Consider the following 12,248-nt stretch of genomic DNA (forward strand, 5'->3'; position numbering starts at 1 on the left):
GTGAATCATGCCGCTTATCTCTCTCGCCGACGGGCTGGCGCACGCCCGCGGGCACCGTTACGCGCTGGGGGCGTTTAACGTCCTCGACTCTCATTTCCTGCGAGCGCTGTTTGCCGCCGCCCGTCAGGAGAACTCGCCCTTTATCATCAACATTGCCGAAGTGCATTTTAAGTATGTCTCCCTCGACTCGCTGGTGGAGGCGGTCAAATTCGAAGCCGCCCGGCATGACATTCCGGTGGTGCTGAACCTCGATCACGGCCTGCATTTCGAGGCGGTGGTGCGGGCGCTACGCCTGGGATTCAGCTCGGTGATGTTCGACGGCTCCACGCTGAGCTACGAGGAGAACATTCGCCAGACGCGGGAAGTGGTGAAGATGTGCCACGCGGTGGGCGTGTCGGTGGAGGCGGAACTCGGTGCCGTGGGCGGCGATGAGGGCGGCGCCCTGTACGGCCATGCCGACGAAGCCTTTTTCACCGATCCGCAACTGGCAAGGGAGTTTGTCGACCAGACCGGCATCGACGCCCTGGCGGTGGCGATCGGCAATGCCCACGGCAAGTACAAGGGCGAGCCGAAGCTCGATTTCCCCCGTCTTGACGCCATCCGCCAACAGACCGGCCTGCCGCTGGTGCTGCACGGCGGCTCCGGGATCAGCGATGCCGATTTCCGCCGCGCCATTGAGCTGGGGATCCACAAAATTAACTTCTATACCGGCATGTCCCAGGCGGCGCTGGCGGAGGTGGAGCAGCGAATGGCCAACCGCCAGCCGCTGTACGACGAGTTTGCTGAACTGCTGCTGGGCATCGAAGAGGCAATTACCGACACCGTGGCTGCGCAGATGCGCACCTTTGGCAGCGCGGGGTTTGCATAATGGAACGCCGGGGCATTATCGCGGCGGGCAATATGCTGGTGGATCACGTCCACCAGATTGTGCAGTGGCCGGAGCGCGGCTGGCTGGCGGAGATCGTCCACAGCGAGCGCGCCACCGGGGGTGCGCCCCTCAACGTGCTGTTAACCCTGGCGAAGATGCATGCCGGACTCCCGTTGCAGGCGGTCGGGCTGGTGGGGGATGACCATGACGGAGATTATATTCTCGCCATGCTCGACCAGTATCACGTCAATCGCCAGCGGGTGCAGCGCACCACCTTTGCCCCCACCTCCATGTCGCAGGTGATGACCGACCCCAGCGGCCAGCGCACCTTTTTCCACTCCCCGGGAGCCAACCGGCTGCTGGATCTACCCGCCTTCGACCGGCTCGATCACAGCCTGAAGATCTTCCATCTGGGCTATCTCCTGCTGCTCGACAGCCTGGATATGCCGGACGAAGAGTACGGCACCCGCAGCGCGCGGCTGCTGGCGCAGATGCGCGAGCTGGGGTTTCAGACCTCACTCGACCTGGTGTCGCGCAAGGGCGATCCGCGCTATCAGCCGCTGGTGCTCCCTACCCTGCGCCATCTCGACTATCTGGTGATCAACGAGCTGGAGGCGGGCGAATTCAGCGGCCTGCCGATGCGCGATGACCATGATGCGCCGGTAATCGCTAATATCGCCGCGGCGGCGGCAGAGCTGCTGGCGGCGGGCGTGAAGTCACGGGTAGTGATCCACTGTCCGGAAGGGGCCTGGGGGCAGGAGCCGGACCAGAAGGGAGGCTGGATCCCCTCATGGCGACTGACCCGGGAGGAGATTGTCGGCAGCGTCGGGGCGGGAGATGCCTTCTGCGCCGGTTTTTTATATGGCTGCCACGAATCGCTGTCGCTGGCGGAGAGCATCCGCATGGCGCATGCCTGCGCGCGGGCCAGCCTGCTGGCGGCCAACGCCATCGACGGGGCGAAAACCCTGTCGGAGCTACAGCTGTTTATTCAGGAGAACCCGCTGGCTTAAGCCGCCCTGTCGCCGTGCTGCACGTCGGCGGCAAAGACATAGCCCAGCCCGCGGATGGTTTTGATCAGCAGCGGCTGATGGGGGTTGATCTCAATTTTGCGGCGCAGACGCATGATCAGCACGTCGATGGTGCGATCGAATACCTCCGCGCTTTCGCTGTGGGTCAGCTCCAGGAGCTGTTCGCGGCTCAGCACCCGGCGGGCATTTTGCGTCAGGGCCAGGAGTAAACCGTACTCGCCCTGGGTCAGGGCCACCACGCCGCGCTGCGGGTCAATCAGTTCACAGCGGGTGGTGTCCAGCGTCCAGCCGTTAAAGCCGATCCCGGCCACCCGCGCAACGACCGGTTCTGCCGCCAGCGCGCCAGTGCGGCGCAGCACGGCTTTGACCCGCGCCACCACCACCCGGGGGTTGAAGGGCTTACCGATGTAGTCGTCGGCCCCCATCTCAAGGCCCACCACCACGTCCGACTCACTGCCGAGGCCGGTAAGCATGATCACCGGCAGTTCCGGGCGCTGCTTTTGCAGCTGCTGGAGCACCTGCAAGCCGTTGATATCCGGCAGCATCATATCCAGCAATACCAGCGCGATCTCCGGTACCTGCTGCGCCAGCCGCAGGGCATCCTGGCCGTTGTGGCACACATGGACGGTAAAGACGTGCTCGTTGAGCACATCCTGCAACAGTTCGCAGACCGCGGTGTCGTCATCGACCACCAGAATTGCTGGTTTCATCACGGGATTCCATTGGGGAGGTAAAGATCAGTCTGGCCCATTCTGTGCAAGGCTCCAGCCAAAACGCCTTTTCCGTCACGGATCTTCAACCGCCGTCACATCCCCATCGCTTCCGCTGTCGCAATTTTTGACGCGGGCCTGTTTTCCGTCAGGGTTTTGACCCGGATTCGCCCGTAAAGTCAGGGGAAACCTACATGTCAGCATCATTTGAATCTGGAGCGAGAGCGATGCAAAACGTCATCACGGTGTGCCCCTATTGCGCCTCAGGATGCAAGATCAACCTGGTGGTCGCTAACGGCAACATCATCCGGGCGGAGGCAGCCGACGGGAAAACCAATCAGGGCAAGCTGTGCCTGAAGGGCTATTACGGCTGGGATTTTATCAACGACACCCAAATCCTCACCCCGCGGCTGAAGAGCCCAATGATCCGCCGCGAACGCGGCGGCAGGCTGGAGGCTGTCAGCTGGGATGAGGCGCTGGACTATGTCGCACAGCGCCTCAGCGCCATCAAGGAACAGTATGGCCCGGACGCGATCCAGACCACCGGCTCCTCGCGCGGTACCGGAAATGAAACCAACTACCTGATGCAAAAATTTGCCCGCGCGGTGATTGGCACCAACAACGTCGACTGCTGCGCACGCGTCTGACACGGCCCCTCGGTTGCAGGTCTGCACCAGTCGGTCGGGAATGGCGCCATGAGCAATGCCATCAACGAGATTGATAACAGCGATCTGGTGTTTATTTTTGGCTATAACCCGGCAGATTCGCACCCGATTGTCGCGAATCATATTCTGCGCGCGAAGCAGAACGGGGCCAGAATCATCGTCTGCGATCCGCGGCGTATCGAAACCGCGCGCATTGCCGATATGCACATTGCATTGCGAAACGGCTCGAACATCGCCCTGCTTAATGCCATCGGCCACGTGATTATTACCGAGAACCTCTACGATCGGGCCTTCGTCGCCACCCGTACGGAAGGCTTTGATGCGTACCGTCAGATTGTGGAACGCTACACGCCGGAGTCGGTCGAGGCCATTACCGGCGTGAGCGCGCGGGAGATCCGCCAGGCTGCCCGCCTGTATGCCGGGGCGAAAACGGCCACCCTGCTGTGGGGGATGGGCGTGACCCAGTTCTGGCAGGGGGTGGAGACCGTGCGCGCGCTGACCAGCCTCGCCATGCTGACCGGCAACCTCGGCAAAGCCCACGTCGGGGTCAACCCGGTACGGGGGCAGAATAACGTCCAGGGTGCCTGCGATATGGGCGCATTGCCGGATACCTACCCGGGCTACCAGTTCGTTAAGTTCCCGGAAAACCGTGAGAAGTTCGCCAGAGCCTGGGGTGTCGACAGCCTGCCGGCGCATCCCGGGTACCGTATCAGCGAGCTGCCGCACCGCGTGGCGCACAAAGAGGTGCGGGCGGCGTACATCATGGGGGAAGATCCGCTCCAGACCGATGCTGAGCTTTCGGCGGTGCGTCAGGCGTTTGCCGATCTTGAGCTGGTGATTGTCCAGGATATCTTTATGACCAAAACCGCGGCGGTGGCGGATGTGATCCTGCCGTCCACCTCGTGGGGCGAACATGAAGGGGTCTACACCGCCGCTGACCGCGGCTTCCAGCGCTTCTTTAAGGCCGTCGAGCCGAAGTGGGATCTGAAAACCGACTGGCAGATTATCAGTGAGATCGCCACCCGGATGGGCTACCCGATGCACTACGACAACACGCAGCAAATCTGGGACGAGCTGCGGCAGCTGTGCCCGGGCTTTAAAGGGGCAACCTACGAGAAGATGGGCGAGCTGGGCTATATCCAGTGGCCGTGCCGGGACGAGTCGCCGGAGGACCAGGGTACCTCATTCCTGTTTGCAGAGAAATTCGACACCCCGAACGGGCTGGCGCAGTTCTTCACCTGCGACTGGATGGCCCCCATCGATAAGCTGGATGACGACTATCCGATGGTACTCTCCACCGTGCGCGAAGTGGGTCACTACTCCTGCCGCTCAATGACCGGCAACTGTGCGGCCCTGGCGGCGCTGGCGGATGAGCCCGGCTATGTGCAGATCAACACCGAGGATGCCAAACAGCTGGGCATTGAGGATGAGGCGCTGGTGTGGGTCAACTCCCGCAAAGGCCGGGTCATCACCCGGGCCCAGGTAAGCGATCGGCCAAACGTTGGTGCGGTGTATATGACCTATCAGTGGTGGATCGGGGCCTGCAACGAGCTGGTGACGGAGAACCTTAGCCCGATAACCAAAACGCCGGAATATAAATATTGCGCCGTGCGCGTCGAGCCGATAGCGGATCAGGCTGCCGCCGAGCAATATGTGATTGATGAATATAATAAGCTGAAAAACGCGTTACGGGAAACCGCGATGGGTTGATGCAATTAAAGGAGCGATTAATAAAACGGGGTGAAATATTCACCCCGCTTTTATTTGCATAATAATAACGAAATATGGCGAATATTATTTTGCGAGCATGATTCCAGATAAATGTAATTGCCCACAAATTGAATTACATCTTTTCTTTTTAGTTCATAGGGATAAGATTACCGACGGGTGCTTAAGGCTTTCTGTCTTGAGCATAAGTTGAGGGACAGAAAGTGAAAAACCCCGGAAATGTTTCCATTAACCGGGGCTATCCCTCAACCACTCACAAGTTGAGGATAGCCCCTTATTCTTTTATTAGCAAGGAGTAAAGGGCATGACGCCATTAAAAACCGTGTTAGGCATAATAGTTATTATTTGCCTGACTATAATAATATTCGCCTTTATTAATCGCGGCATGTTATGCGAACTCACAATAAAGAGTGAAAAATATGAAGTGGCGACTAAATTAGCCTGCGCAGCAGGTTAACGTCAGCGGGCGGGGAAACCCGCCCGGCTTGTGGGGAGGTGAGGTCTTAACGCACCCATTTTTTTCTTCTCATACCGCGCTTATACTGCCCGTTATCTACCCCTACGAAAATAACGCATGAAACCTCTTTATCTGTTGTTGATCCTTTTTTCTTCCCTGGTTTGCGCCGAGGAGATTGGTGGCCAGTACCTGAAGCAGGCTGAGGCGGGCGACAGCCGGGCTCAGTATTATCTTGCCGAAACCTGGTACAGCTCGGGTGATGATAAGCAGGCCGAAACCTGGGCCGAGAAAGCGGCTAAAAACGGTGACGTGGATGCCATGGCGCTGCTGTCGCAAATCAAGTTTAAACACGGCGATCTGGCGCAGGCGAAAGGGCTGGCGCAGCAGGCCACCGTGGCGGGCAGTTCACCGGGTGCAGTGATGCTGGCGCGTTTACTGGTGAATACCGGGGCCGGGCAAACCGACTACCCGCAGGCGCTGACCTTACTGCATAAGGTTGCCGGGAATACCGAGGATGACGCCGCCGTTGATGCCCAACTGCTGCTGGGGCTGATCTACGCCAACGGCGTGGAGGTCGCGCAGGATGACGTTCAGGCCGCCCAGTGGTTTAAGCAGAGCTCTACCCTCTCGCGCACGGGTTACGCAGAGTACTGGGCAGGCCAGGTGTTTCACCAGGGGGAGGCCGGGTTTATCACGCCGAATAAACAGAAGGCGCTGTACTGGTTAAATCTGAGCTGTAGCGAAGGCTTTGATACGGGGTGCGAGGAGTTTGATACGTTAAGCGGGGAGTAGTGCGGTCTGCATGCCGGGGGCGCTTCGCTTGCCCGGCACGAAGACCGTAGGCCGGGTAAGCGGTAGCGCCACCCGGCTTATTACTTTACTGGTCTGCTGTCTTATCGAAACGACCCAGCACCTCGCGTTCATACGCCAGGGCTTTCTTGCGGTCGAATTTGTGTTCCCACTTGGCAATCACCAGCACCGCCAGGGCATTACCCACCACGTTCAGGGCGGTACGCGCCATGTCGAGGATACGGTCAACCCCGGCGATAAACGCCAGCCCTTCCAGCGGAATACCCACGCTACCCAGCGTTGCCAGCAGTACCACAAACGACACGCCCGGCACGCCAGCAATCCCTTTCGAGGTCACCATCAGGGTCAGTACGAGAACAATTTCCTGCCACAGGGAGAGGTCGATACCGTACAGCTGAGCGATAAAGATCGCGGCGATACTCTGGTACAGCGTCGAGCCGTCAAGGTTAAACGAGTAACCGGTCGGCACCACGAAGCTGGTGATCGACGCCGGCGCCCCGTAGGCTTCCATCTTCTCAATAATACGCGGCAGCACACTCTCGGAGCTGGCGGTAGAGTACGCCAGAATCAGCTCGTCTTTCAGGATGCGGATCAGGATCCAGATGCTCAGGCCACACATCCGTGCCACCAGCCCCAGCACCACCAGGGCGAAGAACAGGATCGCGAAGTGAACCAGCAGCACCAGCTTCGCCAGCGGCCACAGGGAGGCAAAGCCGAAGTTCGCCACCGTCACCGAGATCAGCGCGAACACCCCGACCGGCGCATAACGCATCACCATGTGGGTCACTTTGAACATGGTTTCAGAGATGGAGCGGAACACGGTCACCAGCGGCTCGCGATGGGTGGACGGCAGTGACGCCAGCCCCAGACCAAAAAGCACCGAGAAGAAGATGATCGGCAGCATTTCGCCTTTCGCCATCGACGCCACGATATTGGTCGGCACCAGCGACAGGATGGTTCCCATCAGGCCATGAGAGTGACTTTGCACATCGGCGGTCGTGCTTTGGTATTTCGAAATATCCACCGTCGCCAGCTGCGACATATCAATGCCCGCCCCAGGCTGGAACACATTCGCCAGCGTGATGCCGAGTATGATCGCCACCGTAGTGATCACTTCGAAATAAAGAATGGTTTTTGCACCGATGCGGCCCAGCTGCTTCGCATCACCGACCCCGGCAATCCCTACCACCAGCGTCGAGATCACAATCGGCACCACAATCATCTTGATCAGATGGATAAAGATATCACCGGCTGGCGACAGTAAGTTAGCGATCAGCCATTCGCGGCTGTCACTGTGATAATGCAGATAACTACCCAGCAAGATACCCAGCACAAGGGCCAGCAAAATTTGCCAGGCAAGGCTGACTTTCAAATTTTTCATGACAAGAAACTTCCTCAATGAAGTGTTCGTACTCGTAAAACGATGGGGACGACACATACTGAAAGGGTATGAATTGTGTTGCGTTCATTTATGGGGTTTTTTAACGCGCCGTATCAGTACCATTTGCACGGCATGCTGCGCAAGCCTTTAAGAACGAGGCATTTGACTGACAAAAGGCGTTATCACGCTAATTTGTATTAGTCATGATAAATAACCTTTTGTTATAAAAACGCTTTTTTATCCATAAATGTAAATAATCCGCAAGAGTAATTATTTTTCTGCAAAGTGTCATTTGCTCAATTTTCGAACTCTTTAATTTTTGCGTGATCTGTCGCCCAAATAGTAAACAAAGGTCCCAAAGCCCCTACTATTAACGTTTTTGCGACATATTATTAACATTCTACAAGGAGAACAAAAACCATGAGCCAGGTCCATAAACACGACATTCCCGCAAATATTGCGGACCGCTGCCTGATTAATCCGGAGCAGTACCAGGAGAAGTATCAGCTCTCTATTACTAACCCTGACGCCTTCTGGGGTGAGCAGGGCAAAATCCTTGACTGGATCACGCCGTATCAGACAGTCAAGAACACCTCTTTTGCCCCCGGCAACGTCTCTATTAAATGGTATGAAGACGGCACGCTAAACCTCGCCGCCAACTGCCTGGATCGTCATCTCGCCGAGCGCGGCGACCAGACGGCAATCATCTGGGAAGGCGATGACGCCACTCAGAGCAAAAATATCACCTACCGCGAACTGCACCGCGACGTCTGCCGCTTTGCCAACGTCCTGCTGGCCCAGGGCATCAAAAAAGGCGACGTGGTGGCTATCTATATGCCAATGGTGCCGGAAGCGGCCGTGGCGATGCTGGCCTGCGCCCGCATCGGCGCCGTGCACTCCGTGATCTTCGGCGGCTTCTCGCCGGAAGCGGTGGCCGGACGCATTATCGACTCCAGCTCAAAACTGGTGATCACCGCCGATGAAGGCGTGCGTGCTGGTCGTGCCGTTCCGCTGAAAAAGAACGTCGACGACGCGCTGAACAACCCGAACGTAAACACCGTTAACAGCGTGATTGTGCTGAAACGCACCGGTAATGCTGTTGAATGGCATGAGGGACGCGACCTGTGGTGGAGCGACCTGATTGAACAGGCCAGCGACCAGCACCAGCCGGAAGCGATGAACGCGGAAGATCCGCTGTTTATCCTTTATACCTCCGGTTCTACCGGCAAGCCGAAGGGGGTGTTGCACACCACCGGCGGCTATCTGGTCTATGCCGCCACCACCTTCAAGTATGTCTTTGATTATCATCAGGGCGATATCTACTGGTGTACCGCTGACGTGGGCTGGGTCACCGGCCACAGCTATCTGCTGTATGGCCCGCTGGCCTGCGGCGCGACCACCCTGATGTTCGAAGGGGTGCCGAACTGGCCGACCCCGGCGCGCATGAGCCAGGTGGTGGACAAACATCAGGTCAATATTCTCTATACCGCCCCGACTGCGATCCGCGCGCTGATGGCCGAGGGCGACAAGGCCATCGAAGGCACGGACCGTTCCTCCCTGCGCATCCTCGGATCCGTAGGCGAGCCGATCAACCCGGAAGCCTGGGAGTGGTACTGGAAGAAGATCGGTAACGAGAAGTGCCCGGTCGTCGACACCTGGTGGCAGACCGAAACCGGCGGGTTCATGATCACCCCGCTGCCGGGCGCTACCCAGCTGAAAGCGGGCTCCGCGACCCGTCCGTTCTTTGGCGTCCAGCCTGCGCTGGTGGATAACGAAGGCAATGCGCTCGAAGGGGCTACCGAAGGCAACCTGGTGATCGTCGACTCCTGGCCAGGCCAGGCGCGGACCCTGTTCGGCGATCACGATCGCTTCGAGCAGACCTATTTCTCCACCTTCAAAAACATGTACTTCAGCGGCGACGGCGCCCGTCGGGATGAAGACGGTTACTACTGGATCACCGGCCGCGTGGACGACGTGCTGAACGTCTCCGGCCACCGTCTGGGCACCGCCGAGATTGAATCGGCGCTGGTGTCACATCCGAAGATTGCCGAAGCGGCGGTGGTCGGTATTCCGCACAGCATCAAAGGCCAGGCGATCTACGCCTACGTCACGCTGAATCATGGCGAAGAGCCGTCGCCGGAGCTGTATACCGAAGTGCGTAACTGGGTACGAAAAGAGATCGGCCCGCTTGCCACCCCGGACGTGCTGCACTGGACCGACTCGCTGCCGAAAACCCGTTCCGGCAAGATCATGCGTCGTATTCTGCGCAAAATCGCCGCGGGTGATACCAGCAACTTAGGCGATACCTCAACGCTCGCCGATCCTGGCGTGGTGGACAAACTGCTCGAAGAGAAGCAGGCCATCGCAATGCCATCGTAAAAGCACTCCCCCTCACCCTAGCCCTCTCCCCATAGGGGAGAGGGGATAAAAACAAACCTACCTTACCTCTGGAGATTCTGTGATGAATGACAATATTTGTCAGCAGATAGAGAACAGTGCGCACTACAGGGAGCTCGTAGAAAAACGGCAACGGTTTGCCTACATGTTATCTATCATCATGCTGATCATTTACGTTGGCTTTATTCTGCTCATCGCCTTCGCCCCACAATGGCTCGGCACCCCTCTGCATCCGGGTACCAGCGTGACCCGCGGGATCCCCATTGGCGTCGGTGTCATTTTGATCTCTTTCGCCCTCACCGGAATATATATCTGGCGGGCAAATGGTGAGTTTGACCGTCTGAACAAAGCTGTGCTGCGCGAGGTAAAAGCATCATGAAGAGAGTCCTGACGGCGCTCGCCGCCACGCTACCCTTTGCAGCCAACGCAGCGGATGCCATTAGCGGTGCAGTCCAGCGCCAGCCAACCAACTGGCAGGCAATTATCATGTTCCTGGTGTTTGTCGTGTTTACGCTCGGTATTACCTACTGGGCGTCAAAACGCGTGCGCTCCCGTAACGACTATTACACCGCAGGGGGCAATATCACCGGTTTTCAGAACGGGCTGGCGATTGCGGGCGATTACATGTCTGCCGCCTCATTCCTCGGTATCTCCGCGCTGGTGTTTACCTCTGGTTATGACGGGCTGATCTACTCCCTGGGCTTCCTGGTGGGCTGGCCGATCATTCTGTTCCTGATCGCCGAGCGCCTGCGCAACCTGGGCAAATATACCTTTGCCGACGTCGCCTCCTATCGCCTGAAACAGGGGCCGATTCGTGTTCTCTCCGCCTGCGGTTCGCTGGTGGTGGTGGCGCTGTACCTGATCGCCCAGATGGTGGGTGCCGGTAAGCTGATCCAACTTCTGTTCGGCCTGAACTACCACATCGCCGTGGTGCTGGTGGGCGTGCTGATGGTGATGTACGTTCTGTTCGGCGGCATGCTCGCCACCACCTGGGTACAGATCATCAAAGCGGTACTGCTGCTGTTCGGCGCCAGCTTTATGGCCTTTATGGTCATGAAGCACGTCGGGTTCAGCTTCAATAACCTGTTTACCGAAGCGATGGCGGTGCACCCGAAAGGGGAAGCAATCATGAGCCCGGGCGGACTGGTAAAAGATCCGATATCCGCCCTGTCCCTGGGCCTGGGACTGATGTTTGGTACCGCCGGTTTACCGCATATCCTGATGCGTTTCTTCACGGTGTCCGATGCCCGCGAGGCGCGTAAGAGCGTCTTCTTCGCCACCGGTTTTATGGGTTATTTCTATATTCTGACCTTTATCATCGGCTTTGGCGCCATCATGCTGGTGGGCGCGAACCCGGCGTTTAAAGACGCGACGGGCGCACTGATTGGCGGCAACAACATGGCTGCGGTCCATCTGGCGAATGCCGTCGGCGGTAACCTGTTCCTTGGCTTTATCTCGGCAGTGGCTTTCGCCACCATTCTGGCGGTGGTTGCGGGTCTGACGCTAGCCGGCGCGTCTGCGGTCTCCCATGACCTCTATGCGAACGTGTTCCGTAAAGGCGCCAGTGAACGTGATGAGCTGCGGGTGTCCAAAATCACCGTGCTGGTGCTGGGCGTCGTCGCTATTCTGCTGGGGATCCTGTTCGAGAATCAGAACATCGCCTTTATGGTGGGTCTGGCCTTCTCGATTGCGGCAAGCTGTAACTTCCCGATCATTCTGCTCTCCATGTACTGGTCAAAACTGACCACCCGTGGGGCGATGGTGGGTGGCTGGCTGGGGCTGTTGACCGCGGTGATCCTGATGGTGCTCGGCCCGACCATCTGGGTACAGGTGCTCGGTCATGCCAGCGCAATCTTCCCGTACGAATACCCGGCGCTGTTCTCCATCGCTGTGGCCTTCATTGGGATCTGGTTCTTCTCCGCCACCGATAACTCGGCGGAAGGTAATCTGGAGCGTGAGAAGTTCCGCGCCCAGTTTATTCGCTCTCAAACCGGCCTGGGTGTTGAACAGGGCCGCGCGCACTAACCTCCCCTCCCCGGCCGCTGGTCGGGGATCACATTTTTTTCCCCTTCTGGTGACGTTTATCACGTCACCAGAACGGAAAAAGCCGATACGCATCACAGGCTTTATCTGCGATCCGTAAAGGCCATCACACTTTTCCCGATTTCACGCCAATCCTTCGCTTTCCCTCTGCCCCCCGTACA

Annotated in this window: 10 protein-coding genes; 8 read left to right on the forward strand and 2 right to left on the reverse strand. The window is 58.1% G+C overall.

The annotated features are described in order from the left end of the window. Nucleotides 1-7 precede the first annotated feature (7 nt). Together LG383_RS17415 and LG383_RS17420 are read left to right on the forward strand one after the other, a co-directional pair. Nucleotides 8-868, forward strand: coding sequence for a ketose 1,6-bisphosphate aldolase (locus LG383_RS17415; RefSeq protein WP_225759788.1), 861 nt, complete (start codon nucleotides 8-10; stop codon nucleotides 866-868). Further along, nucleotides 868-1,878 carry a carbohydrate kinase family protein gene (locus LG383_RS17420; RefSeq protein WP_225759789.1) on the forward strand — a complete coding sequence of 337 codons (1,011 nt, stop codon included), beginning with the start codon at nucleotides 868-870 and terminating at the stop codon, nucleotides 1,876-1,878. Before LG383_RS17415 ends, LG383_RS17420 begins: the two co-directional genes overlap by 1 nt. Here LG383_RS17420 and LG383_RS17425 read toward each other — a convergent pair. Then, nucleotides 1,875-2,606 (reverse strand): response regulator, encoded by a 732-nt coding sequence (locus LG383_RS17425; RefSeq protein ID WP_106993961.1) that lies wholly within the window; start codon nucleotides 2,604-2,606, stop codon nucleotides 1,875-1,877. The two genes, LG383_RS17420 and LG383_RS17425, sit on opposite strands and share 4 nt — an antisense overlap. 227 nt (nucleotides 2,607-2,833) lie before the next feature. Here LG383_RS17425 and fdhF point away from each other — a divergent pair, with 227 nt between their 5' ends. The 3 genes from fdhF (at nucleotide 2,834) to LG383_RS17440 (ending at nucleotide 6,248) form a co-directional block, all read left to right on the forward strand. Next, nucleotides 2,834-4,981 carry a formate dehydrogenase subunit alpha gene (fdhF, locus tag LG383_RS17430; RefSeq protein ID WP_225759790.1) on the forward strand — a complete coding sequence of 716 codons (2,148 nt, stop codon included), beginning with the start codon at nucleotides 2,834-2,836 and terminating at the stop codon, nucleotides 4,979-4,981. A 322-nt stretch (nucleotides 4,982-5,303) separates the two neighbouring features. After that, nucleotides 5,304-5,456 (forward strand): Hok/Gef family protein, encoded by a 153-nt coding sequence (locus LG383_RS17435; RefSeq protein WP_166181319.1) that lies wholly within the window; start codon nucleotides 5,304-5,306, stop codon nucleotides 5,454-5,456. Nucleotides 5,457-5,573: 117 nt separating this feature from the next. Next, nucleotides 5,574-6,248: a tetratricopeptide repeat protein gene (locus tag LG383_RS17440; RefSeq protein WP_225759791.1), complete on the forward strand. Its 675-nt coding sequence runs from the start codon at nucleotides 5,574-5,576 to the stop codon at nucleotides 6,246-6,248. Between the two features lie 85 nt (nucleotides 6,249-6,333). On the opposite strand, the gene gltP is transcribed toward LG383_RS17440, so the two are convergent. Continuing rightward, entirely contained in the window at nucleotides 6,334-7,647 is a 1,314-nt protein-coding gene (gltP, locus tag LG383_RS17445; protein ID WP_106993957.1) for a glutamate/aspartate:proton symporter GltP, read from the reverse strand. Between the two features lie 420 nt (nucleotides 7,648-8,067). On the opposite strand from gltP, the gene acs reads away from it, so the two are divergent. The 3 genes from acs (at nucleotide 8,068) to actP (ending at nucleotide 12,069) form a co-directional block, all read left to right on the forward strand. Further along, nucleotides 8,068-10,026 (forward strand): acetate--CoA ligase, encoded by a 1,959-nt coding sequence (gene acs, locus LG383_RS17450; RefSeq protein WP_106993956.1) that lies wholly within the window; start codon nucleotides 8,068-8,070, stop codon nucleotides 10,024-10,026. An 82-nt stretch (nucleotides 10,027-10,108) separates the two neighbouring features. Beyond that, the gene (locus LG383_RS17455; protein ID WP_106993955.1) at nucleotides 10,109-10,423 is read left to right on the forward strand and encodes a DUF485 domain-containing protein; all 315 of its coding nucleotides are present in this window, start codon (nucleotides 10,109-10,111) and stop codon (nucleotides 10,421-10,423) included. Next, nucleotides 10,420-12,069, forward strand: a complete 1,650-nt coding sequence (actP, locus tag LG383_RS17460; RefSeq protein WP_106993954.1) for a cation/acetate symporter ActP — start codon at nucleotides 10,420-10,422, stop codon at nucleotides 12,067-12,069. The genes LG383_RS17455 and actP overlap by 4 nt, the downstream gene beginning before the upstream one ends. Nucleotides 12,070-12,248 lie beyond the last annotated feature (179 nt).

Source organism: Leclercia sp. Marseille-Q4284, from assembly GCF_916618945.1.
Classification (GTDB): domain Bacteria; phylum Pseudomonadota; class Gammaproteobacteria; order Enterobacterales; family Enterobacteriaceae; genus Enterobacter; species Enterobacter tamurae.